This is a genomic window from Pseudonocardia tropica (assembly GCF_040105315.1).
In the GTDB taxonomy this organism is placed as follows: Bacteria; Actinomycetota; Actinomycetes; order Mycobacteriales; family Pseudonocardiaceae; genus Pseudonocardia; species Pseudonocardia alni.
Map to the genome: position 1 here is coordinate 48930 of NZ_JBEDNP010000009.1, position 24312 is coordinate 73241.

The following is a 24312-nucleotide window of genomic DNA, read 5'->3' on the forward strand; positions in this document are numbered from 1 at the left end:
GGCGGCACCCCTCTCTCGGTCGGCACCCCTCTTTCGGCGACAGTGGGATCTCCGACGGCGTGCTCGGATGCTCCCCCGGGTGCCGTTCGGCAGAGTGGGGCCATGACCGCCACCGGCCCCCGCACCGGCGACCCCGGATCCGGGATCCCGACCGACGCGCTGCCGCTCCCGTTGCGCCCACCCGCGAACCGGGTCGACCCCCGCGCGATCTGGTGGTGGCGGCTCTCGGCGGCGCCCGTCCCGCTCGTGCTGCTCGTCGGCCAGGGCGTCGCGTGGTTCCTGCTGCCCGCGGTCCCGTGGCACGGGTTGCTGGTCGCCACCGTGGTGCTGACGGTGCTGTGGCTGCTGGTCGGGACACTCGTCGTGCCCGGTCTGCGGTACCGGCTGCACCGCTGGGAGGTGACCGAGGACGCCGTCTACACCCGGTCCGGCTGGCTGGTGCGGGAGTGGCGGATCGCGCCGATCCCACGGGTGCAGACCGTCGACACCGAGCACGGCCCGCTGCAGCAGGCGCTGCGCCTGGCGACGGTGACCGTCACGACCGCGTCGGCCCGCGGCCCGGTCCGCATCGCCGGGCTCGACGCCGACGCCGCCGCCGAGCTGGCCCGCAGGCTCACCGAGACGACCGGGCGGCACAGCGGGGACGCGACGTGACCGAGCCCGCACCCGTCGCACGCGCGGACGGCACCGGCACGACCCCCGACGAGGTCGGCTGGCGACGGCTGCCGGGCCGGATGCTGCTCGTCGGCCCGGCCACCGCGCTGCTGCGGCTGGCCCCCGCACTGGTCGTGCTGGTCCTGTTCGGCGCGGGCAGCGGCAACTCCACCCAGGTCTGGATCGCGGGGGCGGCGGTCGTCATCGCGGTCGCGGTGGGCGTCGTGCGCTGGCGCACCACCCGCTACCGGATCACCGACGAGCGCGTCGAGCTGCACAGCGGGCTGCTGAACCGGCAGCGCCGCTCGGTGCCGCGGGACCGGATCCGCACCGTCGACCTGACCGCACCGCTGCTGCACCGGCTCGTCGGGCTGTCGGTGGTGAAGGTCGGCTCCGGGCAGAGCGGGTCGGACGCGGGCCTCGACCTCGACGCCGTCACCACCGCCGAGGCCGAGCGGCTGCGCCGCGAGCTGCTCGCCCGCCCCGACCCGGCACGCGGACCGGCCGCGGCCGCCGACGGGACCGGGGCCGACCGGACCGGGGTCCACGGGAACGGTGCCGGCGAGGACGGTGCCGGCGGGGCCGGTGCCGACGGGGCCGGTGCCGACGGGGCCGGTGCCGACGGGAACGGCGCCGCCGGGGACGGGGCGTCCGTCGGCCCGGCGGATCCCGTCGACCCCGCCGGCGAGGAGCTCGACAGGATCGACTGGTCCTCGCTGCGCTACGCCCCGCTGACGGTCGGCTCGCTGGCCGCGATCGGCGCGCTGGCCGGCGCCGGCTGGAACGTGCTGAACGAGACCGGCCTCGACCCGCGCTCGCTGCCCGGCGCCGACGCCGTCGCCGGGGAGCTGTCGGCCGCACCGGTCTGGGCGACGGTGCTCGTCGCGGTCGGGCTGCTGCTGCTGGTCATGGTCGCCGGCAGCATCGTGCTGTTCGTGGAGCGCTGGTGGGACTACCGGCTCAGCCGCGAGCCCGACGGCACGCTGCGGGTGCGACGCGGCCTGCTGACCAAGCGGTCGCTGTCGGTGTCCGAGCAGCGGCTGCGCGGGGTGACGGTGTCCGAGCCGCTGCTGGTGCGCGCCCTGGGCGGCGGCGCCCAGGCCGGCGCGCTGACCGTCGGGCTCGCCGGGGAGGACACGGACTCCGGCGGCGGCGCCCTCGGCCCGCCGGTGCGCCGCGCGCACGCCCACGCCGTCGCCGCGACGGCCGCACGCGCGACCGGCCCGGTCACCGACGGCCCGCTGCGGGCGCACCCGCCGCGGGCCCGGACCCGGCGGCTGGTCCGCGCGGTCGGTCCGGCGCTGGTCCCCGCCGCGGCGCTCGGGGTGCTCGCCTGGTTCGACGCCGCGGTGTGGCCGGTGGTGGTGGGTGTCGCACTGGTGATGCTGGCCGTGCCGCTCGCGCTGGACCGCTACCGCGCCCTGGGCCACCGGCTCGACGAGCGCTACCTCGTCGCCCGGCACGGGTCGCTGCTCCGCACGACGACCGCGCTGCGCCGCGACGGCGTCATCGGCTGGCGGGTACGGCAGAGCCTGTTCCAGCGCCGCGCCGGGGTGCTGACACTGGAGGCGACCACCGCCGCGGGCGGCGGGGCGGTTCAGGTGCTGGACCTGGACCCCGCCGACGCCGTCGCGCTGATGGCCGCGGTGACCCCGGACGCGGTCGCCCCGTTCCGGGCCTGACCCGAGGGGTCAGCGACGCCGGCGGGTCCCGAACAGGCTGCGGGTGATCTCGCGGGTCACCGTGTTCGTGAGCTGACGGCCGGTCGGCGACTGCAGGAAGTCCCCGATCTTGGAGAAGAACCCGCCGCCCGGCGAGTCCTGCGGCGGGGGCGGCGGGGCCTGACCCGGCTCCGGGGCGGGGGCCGGGGGCGCGTCGACCGGCGTCGCCTCGCCGCCCGGGCCGGCCGCGATGCTCGCGGTGAGCTTCTCGTAGGCCGACTCGCGGTCCACCATCTGCCCGTACTTCGCCTGCAGCGGGGAGGCGGCGGCGTCGGCGCGGACGTCGTTGACCGGCAGGGCGGCCATCAACGAGCGCGGGGCCCGCAGCCGGGTCCACGCCACCGGCGTCGGCGCGCCGCGCTCGGACAGCACCGTGACGACGGCCTCGCCGGTGCCCAGCGAGGTGAGCGCCGACTCCAGGTCGTAGACGTCGGACTTCGGGTAGGTCCGTACGGTGCGCGACAGCGCCTTCTGGTCGTCCGGGGTGAAGGCCCGCAGCGCGTGCTGGATCCGCGCGCCCAGCTGGGACAGCACCTCGTTCGGCACGTCGGTGGGCAGCTGGGTGCAGAAGAACACGCCGACGCCCTTGGACCGGATGAGCTTGACGGTCTGCTCGATGCGGTCGAGGAACGCCTTCGAGGCGTCGGTGAACAGCAGGTGCGCCTCGTCGAAGAAGAACACCAGCTTGGGCCGGTCGAGGTCGCCCGCCTCGGGCAGCTCCTCGTACAGCTCGGCGAGCAGCCACATCAGGAACGTGGAGAACAGCACCGGGTTCGCGGCGCGTTCGGCCAGCTCCAGCAGGGTGACGACGCCCTTCCCGTCGATCTGCCGCATCAGGTCCGCGGGGTCGAACTCGGGCTCGCCGAAGAACTCCTCGCCACCCTGGGCCTCCAGGTTGACCAGCGCGCGCAGGATGACCCCGGCCGTCGCCGGGGAGACCCCGCCGATGCCCTTGAGGTCGGCCTTGCCCTGGTCGGAGGTGAGGTGCCCGATGACCGCGCGCAGGTCCTTGGTGTCGAGCAGCGGCAGCCCGCGCTGGTCGGCCCAGTGGAAGATCAGGCCGAGGGTGGACTCCTGGGTGGCGTTGAGGCCGAGCACCTTCGCCAGCAGGATCGGGCCGAACTGGGTCAGCGTGGCCCGCACCGGGACGGCGACGCCGCCGTCGCCCAGCGACAGGAACTGCACCGGGTACGCGGTCGGGACCCAGTCGTCGCCGGTGTCGGTCGCGCGGGCGGTGACCTTGTCGTTCGGCTCGCCCGCGCGGGCCATGCCGGACAGGTCCCCCTTGACGTCGGCGAGCAGGACCGGGACGCCGGCGTCGGACAGCTGCCCGGCCAGTGCCTGCAGCGTCTTGGTCTTGCCGGTGCCGGTCGCCCCGGCCACCAGGCCGTGCCGGTTCAGCGTCGCGAGCGGGATCCGTACCCGGGCCTGCGGGTCGCACGCCCCGTCGACCAGGACGGTGCCGAGCTCCAGCGCGGCCCCGTCGGTGGCGTATCCGGCGGCGATGGTGCGAGCAGGTGAGTCGTCAGCCACGGCGCGAGCCTAGGGCACTCCCCCGACGGTGACGGGCGAGGCTCGCGCCCGTTGCACCGATGTCACCTAGGCTGTGCCGATGACCGATCGGCTGGTGTGGATCGACTGCGAGATGACCGGGCTGGATCTGGGCTCCGACGCCCTGATCGAGATCGCGGCACTGGTCACCGACGGCGACCTCAACATCCTCGGCGAGGGCGTCGACGTGGTGATCGCCTGCGAGGACGCGAAGCTCGACGCGATGCCCGACGTCGTGCGCGACATGCACGCCCGGTCCGGGCTGACCGAGGAGGTCCGGCGCGCGACGGTCACGATCGAGCAGGCCGAGAAGATGGTGCTCGACTACGTCCGCACCCACGTCCCGGATGCCCGCTCCGCGCCGCTGGCCGGCAACTCGATCGCGACCGACCGCGGGTTCATCGCCCGGGACATGACCGAGCTCGACGGGTACCTGCACTACCGGATGATCGACGTCAGCTCGGTGAAGGAGCTGGCGCGGCGCTGGTTCCCACGGGTGTTCTACGCGAAGCCGGAGAAGGGCCTCGCGCACCGCGCGCTCGCCGACATCCGCGAGTCGATCCGCGAGCTGGCCTACTACCGGCAGGCGCTGTTCGTGGCCCCGCCCGGCCCGACGACCGAGCAGGCGCAGGCCGCCGCGGCCGCGGTCGCGCACGTCGCGGCGCCCCCGGAGGGCGGTACGACCCCCGCCTGACGTCCCCCGGAGCGGGCGGGCTACAGTGGTCCAGCGCTTCCGGGAGTGCCCGGGAGAACGCATGGTGGGTGTAGCTCAGTTGGTAGAGCACCTGGTTGTGGTCCAGGGGGCCGCGGGTTCAAGTCCCGTCACTCACCCGGTCGCCGCCTCGGCGATCGATCCCACCGCACGCCCGGGATCGGTCCTCCGTGCGTGGGCGAGGCACGACAAGTACACACGCGCCGTTAGCTCAATTGGCAGAGCAGCTGGCTCTTAACCAGCGGGTTCGGGGTTCAAGTCCCTGACGGCGCACGCAGGACCACAACTGAACACATGCGCCGTTAGCTCAATTGGCAGAGCAGCTGGCTCTTAACCAGCGGGTTCGGGGTTCAAGTCCCTGACGGCGCACCATCACGACGGCCGCCCTCCGACACGGAGGGCGGCCGTCGCGGCCTCGGCCCTGTTCACCATGCCGTACGTCAACGACGGACGACGATTCCCTGTGCCGTCCGTGGACTCGGCGACCTCACCACCGGTCGATGACACTGCGTGACAGCGCTCGGTGGTCGACGGCCGTGACCCTGCTCGCCCGAACAGGACCGATCGGGCCACACCCGCCACGATGTACCGCATGGGCCGACCCGACCACGCCGTCTTCCTCAAACGCTCGTTCTCGAAGATGGACCAGCTCGCGACCCCGTTCCTCACCGGGCGGCGGCTGTGCCGCCAGCTCGCCGCCGTCGTCCCGCGCGGGACGAACGGCGTCGTCGTCGAGCTCGGCGCCGGACCGGGGGTGCTCGCCGAGCCGATCCGCGAGCGGCTCGGGCCGCACGCGCGCTACCTCGCGATCGAGATCGACTCCGAGCTGGTCGCGCACCTGCGCCGGCACAAGCCGTGGCTGGAGGTCGTGCAGGGCGACGTCGCCGACCTGGACCGGATCCTCGACGATGCCGGCATCACCGAGGTCGACGCGTTCGTCTCGACCCTGCCGTGGGCGGTGTTCCCGCAGACCCTGCGCCTGCAGGTCATGGGCACGATCGCGCGCCGGCTGGTCCCGGGCGGGGTGATGAGCATGATCATCACCTGGATGGCGCTGCCGAACCGGGTGCGGGTGCTGCGTGACCTGCTCGACACCCACTTCGACGAGGTCGTCGAGACCGCGACCGAGTGGCGCAACCCGCCGCCCGCCCGCACCTTCCTGTGCCGCCGACCGCTCCCCCAGTTCAACTCTCTCGACGAGCGAGACACTCGTTCGGCAAGCTAACATGGCCGGGTGACCGCGGAACGGACGATCGTCGCGGGCGGTGGCCCCGGCGGCATGCTGCTCGCCTACCTGCTGGCCCGGGCGGGCCTGCCGGTGACACTGCTCGAACGCCACCGGACCTTCGACCGCGACTTCCGCGGCGACTCCCTGCACCCGTGGACGCTCGAACTGTTCGACCGGCTCGGGCTCGCCGGACGCCTGCTGGAGCAGCCGCACGTCCCGGCCCGGCGGTTCCGCTTCCGCACCGGCCGCGGGACGGTCACCACCACCGACTACGGCCTGCTCGACACCCCCTACGACTACGTCGCGCTCATGCCGCAGGCCCGGTTCCTCGACTTCCTCGCCGCCGAGGCGGCGACCCTGCCGACCTTCGAGCTGCGCACCGGCGCCGCGGTGAACGGCCTGCTCGGCGCGGGCACCGACGACGACCCCGTCCGCGGGGTGACCCTGCGGTCCGGGGAGCGGATCGACGCCGGGCTGGTCGTCGCCGCCGACGGCCGGTCCTCCCGCCTGCGCACCCTCGCCGGTCTGACCGCACAGTCCCAGGGCGCCACCACCGACCTGCTGTGGTTCGCGCTGCCCCGCCACGACGACGACCCGCCCGACGCCGCCGTCGACCTGTTCCTCGGCACCCGCAGCTACGTCGGCCTGCTCGGCGGCGAGGAGCGCTGGCAGGTCGGCCTGTCGCTGCCCAAGGGCGGCTACCCGGCGCTGCGCGAGGCCGGGGTGGAGCACGTGCGCCGCGAGGTCGCCGGGCTCGTGCCGTGGCTGGCCGACCGGGTCGGGCTGCTCACCGACCTGAACGACGCCACGCTGCTGTCGGTCGACATCTCCCGGGTGCCGACCTGGCACCGGCCCGGCCTGCTGCTGATCGGCGACGCCGCGCACGTCATCTCCCCGGTCGGCGGCAACGGGATCCTGATGGCCCTGCAGGACGCGCTCGCCGCGGCGAACCACCTGGTCCCCGCGCTGCGGGCGGGCACGGTCGGCACCGCGACGCTCGCCGCGGTCCAGGCCGAGCGGGAGCCCGCGATCGTGTCCGTGCAGAGCCGGCAGGTCCGCATCGAGCGGGGCGTCGCACGGGCCCGCGAGCGCGGCCGCACCATCGCCCCGCCCGCGTTCGTCCGGCTGCTGATGCGCCTGCCCGCCGTGCGGCGGCGCTCGGCCCGGGGCAACGCCTACGGTCCCGTCCCGGTGCACCCGACACCGGAGCTGGCACGGGAGCTGGGTCTGGCCCCGGTCCCCGCCTGAGCGCCCGCCGCGGCGGACGTAGCGTCGGCCGCATGAGCACGCCCGGCACCGTCCCACCCGTTCCGCCCGTCCTGGCCGCCGCCGTCCCGCTGGCCGTCGTCGAGCGGGAGGGCACCGTGGAGTCGGTGCACCTGGGCACCGTCGCGGTGCACCACGCCGACGGCACCGTGACCGGCTCCGGCGACCCGGACGTGGCGTTCCTGCCGCGCTCGGCGCTCAAGCCGGTGCAGGCGGTGGCGATGCTGCGGGCCGGGCTCGACCTCGACGGCGAGCTGCTCGCCCTCGCGTGTGCCTCGCACTCCGGCGAGCCCGGCCACGTCGAGGGCGTGCGACGCATCCTCGCCGGTGCCGGGCTCGGCGAGGCCGACCTGGACAACACCCCGGACCTCCCGCTGGGGCCGGCGGCCGCGGCGGCCGCCCGCGCGGCGGGGACGGGACCGTCGCCGGTGCTGCAGAACTGCTCGGGCAAGCACGCCGCGATGCTCGCCGCCTGTGTGGCCGCGGGGTGGCCGACGGCCGGCTACCGCGACCCCGCGCACCCGCTGCAGCGGCTGGTCCGGGAGACCGTCGCCGAGCTGACCGGGGTGCCGGTCGGCGTCACCACCGTCGACGGCTGCGGCGCGCCGCTGTTCGGCACCACACCGGCCGGGCTGGCCCGGGCCTTCGCGACGCTGGCGACGGCCGCCCCGGACACCGCCGAGGGGCGGGTCGCGGCCGCGGTCCGCGCGCACCCGTGGTGGGTCGGCGGCACGGACCGGCCGGTGACCCGGCTGGCGGGCGCGGTGCCGGGCCTGGTCGCCAAGGACGGCGCCGAGGGTGTGCTGGCGGCCGCGCTGCCCGACGGGCGGGCGTTCGCCGTCACCGTGCTGGACGGGTCGCCGCGACCGCTGCCGGTCGTCGCGCACGCCGTGCTGGAGTCCCTCGGTGCCGGGTCCGACGCGCTCGCCGCCGCGACCCGCACCGACGTGCTCGGCCACGGCACGCCCGTGGGCGCGGTCCGCGCCCTGCTCTGAGCGGCCGGTCAGCCCCCGCCGCTCGCGCGCGCACGGTCCGCCGCACGCCCGAGACGGGCGGCGACCGCGTCGAGGTGCTCCACCAGTTCGACCGGCTCGACCACCTCGAAGTCGACGCCGAAGAAGCACAGCCACACCGCCAGCGACTCCAGGGTCCAGGCACCGGCGGCGAGCTCGCAGCGGTCCCCGCCGAGGTCGGTCACGATCCCCGACGCGGGGGTGACGTGCTCGGCGATCCGCTCCGCCGGGGCGTGGAACACGATCCGCGCCCGGTGCGGGTAGGCGCCCGAGGAGATCCCGCGCTGGGCGAACGCGGCGAGTCCGCCCTCCGGTTCCGGGCGCGGGGCGACGCGCGGCCCGGCGGGCAGCTTCGGCCGCATCCGGTCCACCCGGAAGGTGCGGCGGTCGTCGCGGCCGGTGTCCCAGGCGACGAGGTACCAGCGGCGCCCGGTGTGCACGAGCCCCTCGGGCTCGGCGACCCGGCGGGTCTCGGTCCCGTCCCCCGCGACGTAGTCGAACCGCACGATCTCGTGGTCGCGGCAGGCCGCGGCCAGTGCGGACAGCACGTCCGCGTCGACGGTCGGGCCGCGCGCGGCGAGTGTGGACGTCGCGGTGCCCAGCGCGGCGACACGGCGGCGCAGCCGGTTCGGCAGGACCTGCTCCAGCTTGGCCAGGGCCCGGACCGAGGTCTCCTCGATGCCCGAGACCGACCCGCCCGCGGCGGTCCGCAGCCCGACGGCGACGGCGACGGCCTCGTCGTCGTCGAGCAGCAGGGGTGGCAGTGCGGCCCCGGCGCCGAGCCGGTAACCGCCGGTCACCCCGGGTGTGGAGTGGACCGGGTAGCCCAGGGTGCGGAGCTTGTCGACGTCGCGGCGGACGGTGCGCACGTCGACGTCGAGGCGCTCGGCGAGGGCGGGCCCCGTCCAGTCGCGCGGCACCTGCAGCAGCCCGAGCAGGCGCAGCAGCCGCGCCGATGTCCCCATCACGACGACCAGTGTGCCGCCCGTCCCGGTCGGATCCTGTCCTGGATGTCGCCGGGCGGGACCCGGCCGCCCCGGTGCACCGCCGGTGCGACGGCCCCGGCGACGTCGACGAGCCCGCGGGCCGAGCCCGCCCCGGGCCGGGGGCGCCGGGACGGGCGGTCTACGGTCGCCGCCGTGGACACGAGCGAGCGGGTCGGCCGGTACGTGCGGATGGTGGCCCTGGAGGGACAGGGGACCGAGCTGGCGGGCGCGCTGCTCCGCGTCGCCGACGACATGGCCGCCCAGCCCGGTTGCCTCGCCTACGTCGTGAACGCCACCCCCGACGAGCCCGACGTCGTCTGGGTCACCGAGATGTGGTCCGACGCCGCGTCGTCGGAGGCGGCGCTGAGCCGTGACATCGGCGAGAGCGGCCTGGGCGACGTGCTGGCGCTGCTCACCGCCCCGCCGGACTACATCGAGGTCACCCCGCTCGGCGGACCCGGCCTGGCCGGCCTGCCCGGCTGAGCGCCGAGCCGGCCGGACCCGGCTCAGTCGCGCTGCTCGGAGCGCTCCTTGCGCGCACGCAGCGACCCGGCGTGGGCGGTCATCGACGGGTCGCCCTTGGTCTTGACGAGGCTGGCGACGGTGACGACCGCAAGGATCCCCAGGATCACGACCAGGCTGACCATGGTGTCGATCTCGGGCACGGATTCCGAGACGTCGACGTGGAGCCAGTGCAGGATCAGCTTCACGCCGATGAACGCGAGGATGACCGCGAGCCCGGCCGACAGGTAGACCAGCCGGTCGAGCAGGCCCTTGACCAGGAAGAACAACGCCCGCAGGCCGAGCAGCGCGAAGGCGTTCGCGGTGAAGACGATGAACGCCTCCTGGGTCACGCCGAACACCGCGGGGATCGAGTCGAGGGCGAACAGCAGGTCGATGCCGCCGATCGAGACCAGCACGATGAACATCGGGGTCGCGACCCGGCGGCCGTCGTCCCGGGTGAACAGCTTCCCGCCGTCGTACTCCTCGGTGACCGGGAAGAGCCTGCGCGCGCCCTTCACAACCATGTTGTCCTCGATGTCGGGGTCCTCGTCCTTGTGCCGGTAGAGCTGCACGGCGGTCCACAGGAGCAGCAGACCGAAGACCAGGAACATGAACGAGAACAGGTTCAGCAGCGTCGCCCCGACGGCGATGAAGATCGCGCGCATGATCAGGGCGAGCACGATGCCGAAGGTCAGCACCTTGTGCTGGTGCTCCTCCGGCACCGCGAACGTCGTCATGATCACGACGAACACGAACAGGTTGTCGACCGACAGGCTCTTCTCGACGATGTAGCCCGTGAAGTACTCCGTGCCGAAGTTCCACCCGTGGATCGTCGCGAACACCAGGCCGAACGCGATCGCGACCAGGATGTAGAACACCGACCAGGCGGTGGCCTCCTTGAATCCCACCCGGTGCGGCCGCAGCCAGCCCAGGACGAGGTCGAACGCGAGCAGCGCGATGATCACGCCGATCGTGACGGCCCATTCGAGACCGCTGATCTCGAGCACCACCGGGGGTCCTCCTGGAGGTAGGTGCACCGACCACGGCGGTCGGTTGCGGAGCGCACCATATCGGGCAGTCAGGACACCGCGCCCGTCCTGAGGCCGGGCGCGGACCGCGATCAGCCCCTCGGACGCGCCGCGAAGACCCCCTCGGCGGGGAACGCCCCGTTCGCCAGGGCCGTCCGGACGAACGCCCCGCCGAGCTCCCCGAGCCGCGTGGCCCCGTCGGCGCCGAGGGCCGCCCACGGTGCGGCGCCGAGGCGGTGGGTGTCGTCCTCGATCCGCTTGCGCAGTGCCGTGCCCTCCTCGGTCAGGACCGGTGCGACGGCGTCGTCCCCGGCCGTGTCGACCGGGGACAGCAGGCCGCGGTCCGCGAGTCCGGCGACGGCGGCGTTCCACTCGGCGGCCGACCAGCCGCGGCTGCCGCGGGCGAAGGCCACGGTGAACCCGGTGCCCGTCGCGGTCGCGGTGACCAGCGCCTCCAGCCCGGACAGCCCGGCCTCGACCAGCAGCGCGATGTGCCCGTCGCCGCGGTGCTCGCGCAGGATCGACAGTGCGTGCCAGAGGACCAGGTGCGGCGCGGTCGGCCAGGGCACGTCGAGGTGTCCGGCGGCGAGCGGGCGCCCCTCGGGGGTGACGGCCCCGGCCGCGGTCCGGGCCAGCCCGGCGGCCTCGGCCATCTCCGGCGAGGCGACGGCGTCGTCGCCCAGGGTGCGGCGCAGCGAGGCGTCGGCGACGGCGAACCGCACGTCGAGCAGGTCCGGTGCGAATACCAGCTCCCAGGCCCGCGGGACCGACCTCGCGACCAGGCGCGGGGAGAAGTTGTAGAACGTCGCGGTGACCACCGAGGGGCCGACCGCGCCCATCGGCGCGGCCCGCGGGGCGAAGTAGCTCATCCGGCCCGGCTCCAGCCCGGCGGCGGTGTAGGCCGGTTCGCCCTCGGGGGCGAAGTAGACCTGGGAGTGCAGCGGTTCCAGCCCGCGGGCGAGGCGCCCGGCGGCGACGGCGGCGTCGTTCATGGTCGCGACGCTAGTCGGGCGGCTCAGAGGATGCCGGGCAGCGCGTGGGCGAGCACCAGCGCCCCGTTCGGGGAGAACGGGTCCCTACCCGGTAAGGCACGAGCACGGACACGGACACCACGATCGCGAACCACCCGACGGGATCCGCCGTGGTGGACCGACCGGACTGCTACCGCTTCCCCATGCAGCGCGACACGGACCACGCCACGGCCGGTGGCGGACCCGACCGGGGCCCGCGGGGTACCGCTGTTCCGCGAACTCGCTTACCGGGTAAGCGAGTTCGCGGAACAGGGTCCCCGGGTCCGTCCGACCGCGGGATACCGCCCGGGTCCGGCGCCATGCCCGCTTCCGGAACCACGCCCGGTTCCGATTCCGGTTCCGGTTCCGGTTCCGGTTCCGGTTCCGGTTCCGGTTCCGGTTCCGGTTCCGGTTCCGGGGCGGATCGTCCGGGTGCGGAGGACGAGCCGGCCCGGGCACCGGGTGGGGATGTCCGAGGAATTCGCTTACCCGGTAAGCGAATTCCGCCGGACCTCACTCCGGGGAGCCGGAACACCGACCCCGTCGGGCCGCCGGAGCCCGCCGGAGACCCCGGGAGCACCCAGGACGCCGGGGCCGCCGGGGCCGCCGGGGACGGCGGAGACGGCGGAGACGGCGGAGACGGCGGGGACGGCGGGGACGGCGGGGACGGCGGGGACGGCGGGGACGGCGGGGACGGCGGGGACGGCGGGGACGGCGGGGACGGCGGGGACGGCGGGGACGGCGGGGACGCAGACCGAGGGAACGCCGAGCGGGCCGCACGGGCGAGGCGGGCGGAGGACGACCGGCGGATCCGGGCCGAGACCGCGGACGCGCTCGGACCGCTCCTCGCCAGGGCGGAGCTGCTCGGCTTCTACCGGATCCGGTCCGTCGCCGAGCGGTGCGGGCTGACGGTGCACGAGTACACGGTGCTCGCCGAGCTGCTGCTCGGCCGACGGGCCATGACCGGCGCCGAGGTCGCGGAGACCGTCGGGCTCGCGACCGGGGGCACCACCCGCCTGCTCGCACGCCTGGAGGAGCGCGACCTGATCGAGCGCGAGCCGGATCCCGAGGACGGTCGGCGGCTGCTCGTCCTGGCGACCACGCGGGCCCACGAGATCCTCTGGGAGGACGTGACCGACACCGGCGCCCGGCGGATCGTGACCGGTGCCCCCGCGGAGTGGGTCGACTGGTTCCGGCCGGTGACGGGGCGCCTCCTGGACGTCGCCGTGCGCCGGGTCCAGGAGATGCGCGACCGCGAGCACCGGGACCGGGTCCGACGGCGTCGACGGCGGGCGGCAGAAACCTGAGGGGTGCGCGGCGCCTCCCGCCGAGGCGGGGCGGGCCTGCCGGCCGGGGTTCAGTCCGGGCGCGCCCACCCCGTGCTCCGCTGCACTGCCCGCTTCCAGTTGTCGTGCTCACGGCGGCGCAGGCCGGGGTCCATCGTCGGCTCCCAGGCGGCCGCCCGGTGCCAGTTGCGGCGCAGCACCTCCGGGTCCGGCCAGTAGCCGACGGCCAGGCCGGCCGCGTAGGCCGCGCCGAGCGACACCGCCTCCGAGCCGAGGGGGCGTTCCACCGTGAGGTCCAGGACGTCGGCCACGCACTGCATGAGCAGGTGGTTCGCGGTCATGCCGCCGTCGACCTTCAGGCGCGTGACGGGCAGGCCGGAGTCGGCGTTCATCGCGTCGAGCACCTCGCGGGTCTGCCACGCGGTCGCCTCCAGCACCGCGCGGGCGAGGTGGCCGCGGTGGATGTAGGAGGTCAGGCCGACGATCACGCCGCGGGCGTCGGGGTACCAGTGCGGGGCGTAAAGACCGGAGAAGGCGGGGACGACGTAGCAGCCGCCGTTGTCCGGGACGGTCAGTGCGAGCGTCTCGATCCGCGCGGCCGTGGAGATCATGCTCAGCGCGTCGCGGAACCACTGCACCAGCGAGCCGGTCATCGCGATGGATCCCTCGAGCGCGTAGACCGGGTGATCACCGAACAGGTAGCCGACGGTCGGGATCAGTCCGGCCTCGGAGCCGGCGATGCGGGAGCCGGTGTTCTTCAGCAGGAACGCGCCCGTGCCGTAGGTGCACTTCGCCTCGCCGGGCGCGAAGCAGGTCTGGCCCACCAGCGCCGCCTGCTGGTCGCCGAGCGCACCGGCGACCGGCACACCGTCCAGCAGACCGGAGCACCGGCCGTAGACGCGGGCGTTCGGCACGATGGTCGGCAGCATCCCCCGCGGTACCCGGAGCGCCGAGCACAGCGCATCGGACCACTCCAGTGTGCGCAGGTCCATCAGCATCGTGCGGCTGGCGTTGGTGACGTCGGTGACGTGGACGCCGCCGTCGGGGCCGCCGGTGAGGTTCCAGATCAGCCAGGACTCCATCGTCCCGAACAGGACCTCGCCGCGCTCGGCGCCGTCGCGCGCGCCCGGCACGTGGTCGAGCAGCCACTGCAGCCGCGGGCCCGCGAAGTACGTCGCCGGGCCGAGCCCGCTGACCCGGGCCCAGCGGGCGGCGTCGGCGTCGGCGTCGAGACCGGCGACGATGTCGGTGGTCCGGGTGTCCTGCCAGGTGATCGCCCGCGCGAGCGGGACCCCGGTGCGCCGGTTCCAGATGACCGTCGTCTCGCGCTGGTTGGCGATGCCGAGCGCGACGACGTTCTCCGGACCCAGCCCGGCGCGCCGCAGTGCCGCGGGCACCACCCGGGTCACCGCCCGCCAGATCTCCGACGCGTCGTGCTCGGCGCGGCCCGGGCTCGGGAAGTGCTGCCGGTGCTCGCGCTGGGCGACCGCGACCATTCGGCCCGAGCGGGTGAACAGCAGGCAGCGCGTCGACGTCGTGCCCTGGTCGATCGCGGCGACGACCCGCTCCCCCGACGGCGGGCCGCTCACGTCAGCCCCTCCAGCCCGTCGGCGATCTCGGCGGCCGCGGCGACCAGCTCGACGACGACCTCGGGGCGGGCGCGGCCGTCCGCGGCGAACAGCTCCTCGACCGGGGCGCCGATCCCCAGCGCCGCGACGGTCAGCCCGCCCCCGCTGCGCACCGGCACCGCGAGACCGCCGACGCCCGGCTCCCAGCCGCCGGCGTCGGCAGCCCAGCCGCGCCGCCGTGTCGCGGTGATCTCGCGGGTCAGGGCCGCCGGGTCGGTCACGGTCGCCCGGGTGTAGGTGTCCAGCGGCTCCACCGCCCGCACCGACGCCGGGGCGAACGCCAGCAGGCACCGCCCCCACGCCGTCGCGTGCAACGGCTGGGTGGTGTTGGTCCGCAGCCGCTGCGGTGTGTCGTCCGGCCGGAACACGTGGTGCACCAGGTCGACCCCGGCCCCGTCGGCGGACGGCACTCCCAGGTACACCGCGCAGCCGGTGCCCGCCGCCAGCGCGTCGGCCCAGTTCATCGCCCGGGCGCGCAGGTCGTGCCGGTCCCACGGGGTGCCCAGCCGCCCCAGCCCCTCGCCCAGCAGGTAGCGGCCCGACGACGACTCCTGCGCCACCAGCCCCTCCTCGCGCAGGGTGCGCAGCAGCCCGTGCGCCGTCGGGCGCGGCAGGTCCAGGGCCGCCGCCAGCTCGGCCAGCGCCAGCGGACGCCCCGCGCCGCCGAGCAGCCGCAGCAGCGCCGCCGCCCGCTCCACCGACTGGATCGCCCGTGCCACGCAGCGATCGTAGGCCGTCCGGACGCTCCGCGGACTGGATCATGGGCCGATCGACCCGCAACGTTCGGCATCGTCGAACGATCCTCGTTGCCCGGGACCGGGCGCGCTCCTAGCGTCCTGCGTCACACGGCGGGGCCGTCCGGCTCCGCGAGGGGGAACAACCAGGAGGGGGTTCGATGACGAGCTCCGAGAAGACCGGGTCCGAGCCGGCGGCACCGGCACGGTCCCGGATGCCGTCGCTGCTCGGCGAGCTCAGCGCCGAGTTCGCCGGGACGATGATCCTGATCCTGTTCGGCGTCGGCGTCGTCGCCCAGGTCGTCACCACGCCGGACGGCTCGAACGGCCAGTACGACTCGATCGCCTGGGCCTGGGGCTTCGGCGTGATGCTGGGCGTGTACGTGGCGGGCCGCATCTCCGGCGCGCACCTGAACCCGGCCGTCACGCTGGCCTTCGCCGTCTACGAGGGCTTCCCGTGGCGGAAGGTGGCGCCGTTCGTGCTGGCCCAGACCCTCGGCGCGTTCGTCGCCGCGCTGATCGTCCGGTTCGTCTACGCCGACTTCATCCGCTCGGTCGACCCGAACCTGACCGACACCCAGGGCATCTTCTCGACCTCGCCGGGCGACCCGACGACGATCACGACGGCGTTCTTCGACCAGGTCGTCGGCACCGCGATCCTGGTGTTCGTGATCTTCGCGCTGGTCCACCCGCGCAACAAGGGCCCGCTGTCCAACATGGCCCCGTTCATGATCGGCATCCTGGTCGTGGGCATCGGCATGGCCTGGGGCGCGAACGCCGGCTACGCCATCAACCCGGCCCGCGACTTCGGCCCCCGCCTGGCATCGTGGATCACCGGGTACGAGACCGCGTGGGTCACCGGTGACGGCACGCCGTACTGGTGGCTGCCGATCGTCGCGCCGCTGGTCGGCGCCCTCGTCGGCGGCGGCCTGTTCAAGCTGCTGATCGACCGCTACATCCCCGCCGAGGACGCACCGCAGGAGGTCGGGCGGGCCTGACCCGGCCGAACGCCGTCCCCACCACACCCACGCCCCGATCACCGCAAGAAGGAGAGCTCAATGGCCGAGTTCGTCGGCGCCGTCGACCAGGGCACCACCTCCAGCCGCTTCATGATCTTCGACCACAGCGGCAACGAGGTGGGTCGCCACCAGCTGGAGCACGAGCAGATCCTGCCGCAGGCCGGCTGGGTCGAGCACGACCCGATCGAGATCGTCGAGCGCACCAACACCTGCCTGCAGCAGGCGCTCACCAAGACCGGACTGTCCGCGTCGGACCTGGTCGCGCTGGGCATCACCAACCAGCGTGAGACCACCGTCGTGTGGAACCGGCGCACCGGGCGCCCGTACTACAACGCGATCGTCTGGCAGGACACCCGCACCGACCGGATCGCGACCGCGCTCGACCGCGACGGCCGCGGCGACGTCATCCGCCGCAAGGCGGGCCTCCCGCCCGCCACGTACTTCTCCGGCGGCAAGATCCAGTGGATCCTGGAGAACGTCGACGGCGTCCGCGAGGCCGCGGAGAACGGCGACGCGGTCTTCGGTAACACCGACACCTGGGTCATCTGGAACCTCACCGGCGGCACCCACGGCGGGCTGCACGTCACCGACGTGACCAACGCCAGCCGCACCATGCTGATGGACCTCGAGACCCTCGACTGGGACGACGAGCTGCTCGGCTTCTTCGGCATCCCGCGGCAGATGCTGCCGGAGATCAAGCCGTCGTCGTCGGCGACCGCGTTCGGGACTACCCTCGAAGGGGGCCCGCTCGGTGGCGAGGTCCCCATCACCGGTGACCTGGGCGACCAGCAGGCCGCGACCGTCGGCCAGGTCTGCTTCGCCCCCGGCGAGGCCAAGAACACCTACGGCACCGGCAACTTCATGCTGCTGAACACCGGCACCGAGCTGGTCCGCTCGGAGTCCGGGCTGCTCACCACGATGTGCTACCAGTTCGAGGGCGAGCGTCCGGTCTACGCGCTGGAGGGCTCCATCGCGGTCACCGGCTCGGCCGTGCAGTGGCTGCGTGACCAGCTCGGCATCATCTCCGGCGCCTCGCAGTCGGAGTCGCTGGCCCGCCAGGTCGAGGACAACGGCGGCGTGTACTTCGTCCCGGCGTTCTCCGGCCTGTTCGCGCCGTACTGGCGTTCCGACGCCCGCGGCGCGATCGTCGGCCTGTCCCGGTTCAACACCAACGCGCACCTGGCGCGGGCCACGCTGGAGGCGATCTGCTACCAGTCCCGCGACGTCAGCGACGCCATGACCAAGGACTCCGGGGTGACCCTGGAGACGCTGAAGGTCGACGGCGGCGTCACCCAGAACGAGCTGTGCATGCAGATCCAGGCCGACGTGCTGGGTGTGCCGGTCTCGCGGCCCGTCGTCGCCGAGACCACCGCGCTCGGTGCGGCCTACGCGGCCGGGCTGGCCGTCGGGTTCTGGAAGAACACCGACGAGCTGCGGGAGAACTGGAACGAGGCCCGGCGCTGGGAGCCGACCTGGTCGCAGGAGCAGCGCGACGAGGGCTACGGCCGGTGGAAGAAGGCCGTCGAGCGGACCCTGGACTGGGTCGACGTCGAGTAGGACCACCCGCCCGGTGTCGCCCTCACCACACGTGGGGGCGACACCGGGCACACCCGCGATCGGACGGGTGTTCAACGGGTAGTCCCCCGGCGGGACAGCACGAGCACGAACCACTCAGGAAGGTCTGATCATGAAATCGGTGGCGCTCTCCCCGGAGGCCCGTACCACGGCGCTGCAGGCGATGGGCGACCGCGAACTGGACGTGCTCGTCGTCGGCGGTGGCGTCGTCGGCGCCGGCGCCGCCCTCGACGCGGCCACCCGTGGTCTGTCGACCGGGCTGGTCGAGGCCCGCGACTTCGCGTCCGGCACGTCGAGCCGTTCCTCCAAGCTCATCCACGGCGGCCTGCGCTACCTGGAGATGCTCGACTTCCGCCTGGTGGCCGAGGCGCTGCAGGAGCGGGGGCTGCTGATCCAGACCCTCGCGCCGCACCTCGTCCGCCCGGTGCCGTTCGTCTACCCGCTCAAGCACCACGTGTGGGAGCGCTTCTACGCCGGCGCCGGGGTCGCGCTCTACGACTCGCTCGGGCTGCTGTCCGGCCGGGCCCGCGGCCTGCCGCACCACCGGCACCTCACCCGTCGCGGCGCCCGCAAGGTCGTGCCGTCGCTGCGCCGCGACGCCCTGGTCGGGGCCCTGGAGTACTACGACGCCCAGGTCGACGACGCCCGCCACACCATGGAGATCGCCCGTACCGCGGCCGCCTACGGCGCACACGTGGCCACCCGCGCCCGCGTCGTCGGACTGCTGAAGGACTCCGGCCGCGTGATCGGCGCGACCGTGCAGGACCTGGAGTCCGGGGAACGTTTCGACGTCCGCGCCAAGGAGGTCATCAACGCCACCGGGGTGTGGACCGACGACACCCAGGGCCTCGCCGGCGAGCGCGGCCAGTTCAAGGTGCGTGCGTCCAAGGGCATCCACCTGGTCGTCCCGCGCGACCGGATCCGCGGCGACGCCGGGCTGATCCTGCGCACCGAGAAGTCGGTGCTGTTCGTCATCCCGTGGGGCCGGCACTGGATCATCGGCACCACCGACACCGACTGGGACCTGGACAAGGCGCACCCGGCGGCGAGCGCGGCCGACATCGAGTACCTGCTCGCGCACGTCAACGAGGTGCTGGAGCAGCCGCTGTCCCACGAGGACGTCGAGGGTGTCTACGCCGGTCTGCGCCCGCTGCTGCACGGCGAGTCGGAGGCCACCTCGAAGCTGTCCCGTGAGCACGCCGTCGCGAGCCCGGTGCCCGGGTTGGTCGTCGTGGCCGGCGGCAAGTACACGACCTACCGCGTGATGGCGAAGGACGCCGTCGATGCGGCCGTGCACTCACTGGACGCGAAGGTCCCCGAGTCCTGCACCGAGAAGGTCCCGCTGCTCGGCGCCGAGGGCTTCACCGCACTGCGCAACTCGGCCCACCAGCTCGCCGCGCGCAGCGGCCTGCACCCGGCGCGGATCGAGCACCTGCTCGGCCGGTACGGCTCGCTGATCGACGAGGTCCTCGACCTCCTCGTCGCCGACCCGACCCTGGCCGAGCCGCTCACCGGGGCCGAGGACTACCTGCGGGCCGAGGTCGTCTACGGCGCCTCGCACGAGGGCGCGCGGCACCTGGAGGACATCCTGGCCCGCCGCACCCGGATCTCGATCGAGACCTTCGACCGGGGTGTGGGCGCGGCCGAGGAGACCGCGAAGCTGGTCGCCCCGGTGCTGGGCTGGAACGACGAGCAGATCGCCCGCGAGGTCGACCACTACGTCAAGCGGGTCGAGGCCGAGCGGGAGAGCCAGAAGATGCCCGACGACGCCACCGCCGACGCCGCCCGCCTCGGCGCGCCGGACGTGGTGCCGGTCAGCGGCTGAGAGAAGCTCGCGGAACGACCATCGGCACCGAGCACCGTCATCACTCCGTGAGCGGGCCCGAGCGGACCCCGGACGGCCGGTACCTCGTCGTCCGGGGTCGCCGCTGGCGGGCCACCGACCCCTCGATCCCCGACGACGTGCGGTCCGCGCTGCAGCAGCACCTCGGACAGGCACGGGCCGAGGTCGGGGCGGGGAAGCGGACCGGTGACGACGACCGCGTCGCCGCCGCCCGCACGCGGGTGTCCGCGGCCAAGCACGGCCTCGGCGAGCGCGGCACCCCCTGGTGGGACCTCGACGAGGCCGCCCGCCGGGAGCGCTGGGAGACCGCGCTGCGCGACCTCGACGACTGACTCCGGAGACGGTCCGCAATCAAGGACCGGATCCGTCCGCGATCGGTCCTATCGTCGTTCCCGTCGGACCGGGACGGCCCCGGTCCGCGGACCCCGAGAGGCGGCCCCGGAGATGAACGCCACCGACGAGAAGCAGGCCCTGACCGGCGAGCGTGCCGAGCTGGTCGCCACCCTGGAGCGGCACCGCGGTTTCCTGCTGCAGACCGCCCACGGGCTGACCGAGCAGCAGGCACGCACCCGCAGCACGGTGAGCGCGCTGACGATCGCCTCGCTGCTCAAGCACGTCGCGGACACCGAGGAGCAGTGGTTCCGGTTCGCCGTCGAGGGCGCCGCCGCGTTCGGCGACGTCGACGTCTACAACGACTCCGTCGACTGGGACGCCGTCGACGCCGAGGCCGACGCGAACGGCGGTGACTGGTCCGCCTCCGGCGAGGAGTGGGTGGACACCCGGTTCGTCCTGGCCGACCACGAGACCCTGGGGTACCTGCGGGCCCGGGTCGAGCAGGTCGCCGCGCGCACCGAGGAGGTGCTGCGGACCGCGGACCTGGACTCCGCGCACGCCCTGCCGGTCGCGCCGTGGTTCGAGCCGAACACGTCCTGGTCGGTGCGCCGGGTCGCGATCCACATGCTCGCCGAGATCAGCCAGCACGCCGGCCACGCCGACATCGTCCGCGAGGCGATCGACGGCGCACGCACGATGGGGTGAGCCCACGACCCGGACCCGCGCGACCGACGCCGATCCCGACGCCGCCGGGACCCCCGCCCCGGCGTCCGGCACGGTGTCCGACGCCGCGCCCGCCCCGTCCCGGCTGTGGTGGCAGGACGACCCGCAGCTCGCCGACCGCTTCCGGCCCCGGACCTGACCGGGCCCGCCCGCCGGGCCGGGGTTACGTTGCGGCGGTGGCGGACCAGGTGGGCATCGCAGACATCGAGACGGCGGCGGCGCGGATCGCCGGGGGCGTGGTGCGCACCCCGACCGTCCCCTCGCCCGGGCTGTCCGCGGCCCTCGGCGCGCCCGTGCTGCTCAAGCTGGAGCACCTGCAGCGGGCCGGGTCGTTCAAGCCGCGCGGGGTGCTGGCCAAGCTCGCGTCGCTGACCGACGCCGAGCGCGCCGCGGGCGTCGTCGCGGTGTCGGGCGGCAACCACGGGCTCGCCGTCGCCGAGGTCGCGGGCGCCGCGAGGGTGGACGCGGTCGTCGTCATGCCGCGCACCGCACCGGCCCGGTCGGTCGCCGCGGCCCGCGCCGCCGGTGCCGACGTGCGGCTCACCTCCGACATCGCGGCCGCGTTCGCGCAGGCCGGGGAGCTGCGGCGGGCCGGGCGGACGCTGGTGCACCCGTTCGACGACCCGGTGATCGTCGCCGCGCAGGGCACCGTGGGGCTGGAGCTCGCCCGCGACGCCGTCGCCCTCGGCGAGCCGCCGACCGACGTGCTGGTCTCCATCGGCGGCGGGGCGCTGATCTCCGGGGTCGCCACCGCGGTCCACGCGCTGCTGCCCGGCATCCGGGTGTGGGGTGTGGAGCCCGTCGGCGCCGAGGCGATGTCGGCCGCCCTGGCCGCGGGCGGCCCGACGCCCGTCGCGATCTCGTCGGCGATCACCACGCTGTCCGCGCCGTCGGCGTCGCAGCTGACCTACGACCACGTCCGCGCCCTGGTGCACGAGGTCCTCGTCGTCGACGACGCCGCGGCCTACCGCGGCACCCTCACCCTCGCCGAGCACGCCGGGATCTGGGCCGAGCCGGCCGCGGGCTGCCTGGTCCCGGCCGCCCGCCGGATCGTGGAGCGGCACCCGGACGCCCGGCTCGCCCTGGTGGTCTGCGGCGCCAACGCCGACGTCGCCGACGTGGTCCGCGCCGCCGCGCAGCCGTGATCACCGGTGCTGGGGCGCAGCGTCCGCGGGGCCGGCGTGATGCTCCACAACCGGCGACCACCGCGGGATGACCGTGTGCGGCCGGGGCGTTGGCCCGGGTGTGAAGCGGACCGGGGTCGTGGTGATCGGCGCGGGCCAGGCGGGCCTGTCGGCTGCGGCCGGGCTGCGGCGCGGCGGGCTGGAACCGGGCCCCGGGTTCGTCGTGCTCGACGGCGAGGACGGCCCCGGCGGCGCGTGGCGGCACCGCTGGCCGACGCTGCGGATGGGCACGGTGAACGGCATCCACGACGTCGCCGGGGTCCGCTCCGGCTTCGACGACCCCGGCGCCGACCCGGACCGGCCCGCGCGCGACGCCGTCCCGGCCTACTTCGGGCGCATCGAACGCGAGCTGGACCTGCGGGTCGTGCGCCCGGTGCGCGTCCGCCGGGTGTCCGACGCCGGCGGGCCGCCGACGGTCGACACCAGCGGGCCGCCGACGGTCGACACCAGCGGGCCGCTGACGGTCGACACCGACCGCGGCACCTGGGTCGCCGACCACCTCATCAACGCCACCGGCACCTGGACCCGCCCGTTCGTGCCGGCCTTCCCGGGCCTCGCGACGTTCCGCGGGACGAGCCTGCACGCCCGTGGGTACCCGGGCCCCGAGGCCATGGCAGGCCGACGGGTCGTCGTGGTCGGCGGCGGGATCACCGCGGTGCAGCTGCTGCTGGAGATCGCCCCGTACGCCGTCGCGACGACCTGGGTCACCCGCCGCGAGCCCGAGTGGCACAGCACGCCGTTCGGGCCCGAGCAGGGGCGCGCCGCCGTCGCCCGGGTCGAGGAACGGGTCCGGGCCGGGCTGCCGCCGCGCAGCGTCGTCGGCGTGACCGGGCTGGGACTGACCCCCGAGGCACGGGCCGGGATCGCGAGCGGGGTACTGGCCCGCAGGCCGATGTTCGCCCGGGTCGTCCCGGACGGGGTGGAGTGGTCCGACGGCACCCGCGAGCCCGCGGACGTGCTGCTGTGGGCGACCGGCTGGCGGCCCGCGCTCGGGCATCTGTCCCCGCTGCGGCTGCGCGGACCGGGCGGCGGGATCGTCATGGGCACACCGCTGGACACCGGCGTCGTCGCCGACCCGCGGGTGCACCTGGTCGGCTACGGCCCCTCGGCGAGCACGATCGGCGCGGACCGGGCCGGTCGCGCCGCGGCCCGCGCGGTCCTGGAGCGGCTACCGGTCGCGGCCGGCGCCTGAGCCGGCGGCCTCCCGGCCGAGCAGCCGGTACTCCCGGACCACCATCACGATGATCGCGATGTCGAGCGCGGCGAGGAACGGCAGCACGATGGAGTGCGTGTGCCAGGCGTGGACCAGCTCGTACACGACGAACACCGCCAGGATCACCACCGCGGGCGGGTAGGCGGGGCGCCAGCGGGTCAGCAGCGCCGCGACCAGGCCGAGCTTGAGCACGCCGTGCAGCCCGAGGTAGACGATGACGAAGGTGCGGTCCCCGCCGGCGAAGCGGTCGACGCCCTCGGCCAGGTGCCGGGCCAGGGTGCCGTCCGGCGGACCGACCAGGTCGCGGGCGAGGATCTGCGCGACGACCCGGTGCAGCCAGTCCCCCGACACCAGCACCAGCGCGACGGCGCCCAGCAGCTCCGCGGCCCCGTCGACGCCCTTCACCACCAGGGCGACGCGGAACAGCTGCTCGGTCCGGCGGGCCGCGGTCGTCGTCGCCGTCGGTCCGGCGGTCACCGGGTGATCCCGGTGTGGCCGAGGGAGTAGCGGCCGGGCTGCGGCCACACGCACAGCCCGTACGGGCCGTCGCCGACCGGGATCCGGCGGATCAGGTACCCGTCGTCGGTGGAGAGCACGTACACCTCCCGGTCGTAGCGCCCGGACAGCCCCAGGGTCCGGCCGTCGGCCGAGACGTTACCCATGTCGGGACTCGCCTTCCCGGGGATCCGCCGGAGCGCCGTCGTCGCCCCGGTGCGGCTCGTAGAAGGCCGGCTCCAGGCGGGCCTCCGCGGCCGAGGTCGCCGAGGCCCGTCCGGGGTGAGGTACATGTTGTACGGGTCCTCGACCGGGATGTTCCGGCCCCGTGCGCGGGTCGAACGGGGTGATGGTGTTCGTGGTGTCGTCGGTGGCGTGGAGGGTCTGCTCGTCCCACGCCGGGACGACGTGCTGCAGCTCCCCGCCGAGGCGGCGTGGTGGCCGCCGGAGCGGACGGGGTGCCGGGCACCGGGGACGGCGACGGGGACGCCGCGGGACCCGTGGAGCACCCGCCCGTCGCCGCGGGGAGGGCTGCGGCGGCCGCCGCGCGCAGCACCTCGCGCCGGATCGTCCCGGCGGTCGGCTCCGCCCCTCGCCACCTCACGC

The 24312-nt window shown here is 74.7% G+C and carries 23 protein-coding genes and 3 tRNA genes; 18 read left to right on the forward strand and 8 right to left on the reverse strand.

Annotation, left to right across the window (positions count from 1 at the left end):
* Window positions 1-102 precede the first annotated feature (102 nt).
* Complete coding sequence (locus WHI96_RS16115) at window positions 103-654, forward strand: PH domain-containing protein (protein ID WP_345646347.1); 552 nt, start codon at window positions 103-105, stop codon at window positions 652-654.
* Complete coding sequence (locus WHI96_RS16120; protein WP_345646343.1) at window positions 651-2336, forward strand: PH domain-containing protein; 1686 nt, start codon at window positions 651-653, stop codon at window positions 2334-2336. The genes WHI96_RS16115 and WHI96_RS16120 overlap by 4 nt, the downstream gene beginning before the upstream one ends.
* Window positions 2337-2345: 9 nt before the next feature.
* Here the strand turns inward: WHI96_RS16120 and WHI96_RS16125 are convergent, their stop codons facing one another.
* Window positions 2346-3908 (reverse strand): helicase HerA-like domain-containing protein, encoded by a 1563-nt coding sequence (locus WHI96_RS16125; protein ID WP_345646340.1) that lies wholly within the window; start codon window positions 3906-3908, stop codon window positions 2346-2348.
* A gap of 79 nt (window positions 3909-3987) precedes the next feature.
* On the opposite strand from WHI96_RS16125, the gene orn reads away from it, so the two are divergent.
* The 7 genes from orn to WHI96_RS16160 all read left to right on the forward strand — a co-directional run bounded on the left by orn (window position 3988) and on the right by WHI96_RS16160 (window position 8127).
* Window positions 3988-4620, forward strand: coding sequence for an oligoribonuclease (gene orn / locus WHI96_RS16130; RefSeq protein ID WP_345646337.1), 633 nt, complete (start codon window positions 3988-3990; stop codon window positions 4618-4620).
* A gap of 64 nt (window positions 4621-4684) precedes the next feature.
* Window positions 4685-4757 (forward strand) — tRNA-His (locus WHI96_RS16135).
* A gap of 81 nt (window positions 4758-4838) precedes the next feature.
* Window positions 4839-4911: transfer RNA gene (locus tag WHI96_RS16140), tRNA-Lys, on the forward strand.
* Between the two features lie 23 nt (window positions 4912-4934).
* Window positions 4935-5010, forward strand: a tRNA-Lys gene (locus WHI96_RS16145).
* Window positions 5011-5230: 220 nt separating this feature from the next.
* A complete protein-coding gene (locus WHI96_RS16150; protein WP_345646334.1) occupies window positions 5231-5863 on the forward strand; it encodes a class I SAM-dependent methyltransferase in 633 nt (210 codons plus the stop codon).
* Between the two features lie 9 nt (window positions 5864-5872).
* The gene (locus WHI96_RS16155; protein WP_345646331.1) at window positions 5873-7114 is read left to right on the forward strand and encodes an FAD-dependent oxidoreductase; all 1242 of its coding nucleotides are present in this window, start codon (window positions 5873-5875) and stop codon (window positions 7112-7114) included.
* 32 nt (window positions 7115-7146) lie between these two features.
* Window positions 7147-8127 carry an asparaginase gene (locus WHI96_RS16160; protein ID WP_345646328.1) on the forward strand — a complete coding sequence of 327 codons (981 nt, stop codon included), beginning with the start codon at window positions 7147-7149 and terminating at the stop codon, window positions 8125-8127.
* A gap of 8 nt (window positions 8128-8135) precedes the next feature.
* Here the strand turns inward: WHI96_RS16160 and WHI96_RS16165 are convergent, their stop codons facing one another.
* The gene (locus tag WHI96_RS16165) at window positions 8136-9113 is read right to left on the reverse strand and encodes a helix-turn-helix transcriptional regulator (RefSeq protein ID WP_345646325.1); all 978 of its coding nucleotides are present in this window, start codon (window positions 9111-9113) and stop codon (window positions 8136-8138) included.
* A gap of 171 nt (window positions 9114-9284) precedes the next feature.
* On the opposite strand from WHI96_RS16165, the gene WHI96_RS16170 reads away from it, so the two are divergent.
* Entirely contained in the window at window positions 9285-9614 is a 330-nt protein-coding gene (locus WHI96_RS16170) for a putative quinol monooxygenase (RefSeq protein WP_020623433.1), read from the forward strand.
* 23 nt (window positions 9615-9637) lie between these two features.
* Here WHI96_RS16170 and WHI96_RS16175 read toward each other — a convergent pair whose 3' ends face one another.
* Together WHI96_RS16175 and WHI96_RS16180 are read right to left on the reverse strand one after the other, a co-directional pair.
* Entirely contained in the window at window positions 9638-10642 is a 1005-nt protein-coding gene (locus WHI96_RS16175; RefSeq protein ID WP_345646479.1) for a TerC family protein, read from the reverse strand.
* Window positions 10643-10755: 113 nt separating this feature from the next.
* Window positions 10756-11655, reverse strand: coding sequence for an SCO6745 family protein (locus WHI96_RS16180; protein ID WP_345646321.1), 900 nt, complete (start codon window positions 11653-11655; stop codon window positions 10756-10758).
* A gap of 929 nt (window positions 11656-12584) precedes the next feature.
* Here WHI96_RS16180 and WHI96_RS16185 point away from each other — a divergent pair.
* Window positions 12585-12980: a MarR family transcriptional regulator gene (locus tag WHI96_RS16185; RefSeq protein WP_345646319.1), complete on the forward strand. Its 396-nt coding sequence runs from the start codon at window positions 12585-12587 to the stop codon at window positions 12978-12980.
* A gap of 50 nt (window positions 12981-13030) precedes the next feature.
* On the opposite strand, the gene glpK (WHI96_RS16190) is transcribed toward WHI96_RS16185, so the two are convergent.
* Window positions 13031-14548: a glycerol kinase GlpK gene (glpK, locus tag WHI96_RS16190; protein ID WP_345646316.1), complete on the reverse strand. Its 1518-nt coding sequence runs from the start codon at window positions 14546-14548 to the stop codon at window positions 13031-13033.
* Window positions 14545-15306, reverse strand: coding sequence for an IclR family transcriptional regulator (locus WHI96_RS16195; RefSeq protein ID WP_345646314.1), 762 nt, complete (start codon window positions 15304-15306; stop codon window positions 14545-14547). The genes glpK (WHI96_RS16190) and WHI96_RS16195 overlap by 4 nt, the downstream gene beginning before the upstream one ends.
* Window positions 15307-15536: 230 nt before the next feature.
* Here WHI96_RS16195 and WHI96_RS16200 point away from each other — a divergent pair, with 230 nt between their 5' ends.
* The 7 genes from WHI96_RS16200 to WHI96_RS16230 all read left to right on the forward strand — a co-directional run bounded on the left by WHI96_RS16200 (window position 15537) and on the right by WHI96_RS16230 (window position 23190).
* Window positions 15537-16319, forward strand: coding sequence for an MIP/aquaporin family protein (locus WHI96_RS16200; protein ID WP_345646476.1), 783 nt, complete (start codon window positions 15537-15539; stop codon window positions 16317-16319).
* A gap of 60 nt (window positions 16320-16379) precedes the next feature.
* On the forward strand, window positions 16380-17897 hold the full coding sequence (gene glpK / locus WHI96_RS16205; RefSeq protein ID WP_345646309.1) for a glycerol kinase GlpK: 1518 nt from the start codon (window positions 16380-16382) through the stop codon (window positions 17895-17897).
* Window positions 17898-18027: 130 nt separating this feature from the next.
* A complete protein-coding gene (locus WHI96_RS16210; RefSeq protein ID WP_425571610.1) occupies window positions 18028-19740 on the forward strand; it encodes a glycerol-3-phosphate dehydrogenase/oxidase in 1713 nt (570 codons plus the stop codon).
* A 47-nt stretch (window positions 19741-19787) separates the two neighbouring features.
* Complete coding sequence (locus tag WHI96_RS16215; RefSeq protein WP_345646306.1) at window positions 19788-20090, forward strand: hypothetical protein; 303 nt, start codon at window positions 19788-19790, stop codon at window positions 20088-20090.
* 112 nt (window positions 20091-20202) lie between these two features.
* Window positions 20203-20796, forward strand: coding sequence for a DinB family protein (locus WHI96_RS16220; protein ID WP_345646304.1), 594 nt, complete (start codon window positions 20203-20205; stop codon window positions 20794-20796).
* A gap of 194 nt (window positions 20797-20990) precedes the next feature.
* Window positions 20991-21959 (forward strand): pyridoxal-phosphate dependent enzyme, encoded by a 969-nt coding sequence (locus tag WHI96_RS16225; RefSeq protein ID WP_345646302.1) that lies wholly within the window; start codon window positions 20991-20993, stop codon window positions 21957-21959.
* A gap of 100 nt (window positions 21960-22059) precedes the next feature.
* A complete protein-coding gene (locus WHI96_RS16230; RefSeq protein WP_345646299.1) occupies window positions 22060-23190 on the forward strand; it encodes a flavin-containing monooxygenase in 1131 nt (376 codons plus the stop codon).
* On the opposite strand, the gene WHI96_RS16235 is transcribed toward WHI96_RS16230, so the two are convergent.
* Both WHI96_RS16235 and WHI96_RS16240 read right to left on the reverse strand, forming a co-directional pair.
* Window positions 23167-23688: a DUF2127 domain-containing protein gene (locus WHI96_RS16235; RefSeq protein ID WP_345646296.1), complete on the reverse strand. Its 522-nt coding sequence runs from the start codon at window positions 23686-23688 to the stop codon at window positions 23167-23169. The two genes, WHI96_RS16230 and WHI96_RS16235, sit on opposite strands and share 24 nt — an antisense overlap.
* Window positions 23685-23873, reverse strand: a complete 189-nt coding sequence (locus tag WHI96_RS16240; RefSeq protein WP_345646293.1) for a hypothetical protein — start codon at window positions 23871-23873, stop codon at window positions 23685-23687. The genes WHI96_RS16235 and WHI96_RS16240 overlap by 4 nt, the downstream gene beginning before the upstream one ends.
* Between the last annotated feature and the right edge of the window lie 439 nt (window positions 23874-24312).

Coding starts and splice junctions, on each gene's coding strand:
- WHI96_RS16115 (WP_345646347.1), top strand. CDS start 103: ATGACCGCCACCGGCCCCCGCACCGGCGACCCCGGATCCGGGATCCCG.
- orn (WP_345646337.1), top strand. CDS start 3,988: ATGACCGATCGGCTGGTGTGGATCGACTGCGAGATGACCGGGCTGGAT.
- WHI96_RS16150 (WP_345646334.1), top strand. CDS start 5,231: ATGGGCCGACCCGACCACGCCGTCTTCCTCAAACGCTCGTTCTCGAAG.
- WHI96_RS16160 (WP_345646328.1), top strand. CDS start 7,147: ATGAGCACGCCCGGCACCGTCCCACCCGTTCCGCCCGTCCTGGCCGCC.
- WHI96_RS16180 (WP_345646321.1), bottom strand. CDS start 11,655: ATGAACGACGCCGCCGTCGCCGCCGGGCGCCTCGCCCGCGGGCTGGAA.
- WHI96_RS16200 (WP_345646476.1), top strand. CDS start 15,537: ATGCCGTCGCTGCTCGGCGAGCTCAGCGCCGAGTTCGCCGGGACGATG.
- glpK (WP_345646309.1), top strand. CDS start 16,380: ATGGCCGAGTTCGTCGGCGCCGTCGACCAGGGCACCACCTCCAGCCGC.
- WHI96_RS16210 (WP_425571610.1), top strand. CDS start 18,028: ATGAAATCGGTGGCGCTCTCCCCGGAGGCCCGTACCACGGCGCTGCAG.
- WHI96_RS16220 (WP_345646304.1), top strand. CDS start 20,203: ATGAACGCCACCGACGAGAAGCAGGCCCTGACCGGCGAGCGTGCCGAG.
- WHI96_RS16240 (WP_345646293.1), bottom strand. CDS start 23,873: ATGGGTAACGTCTCGGCCGACGGCCGGACCCTGGGGCTGTCCGGGCGC.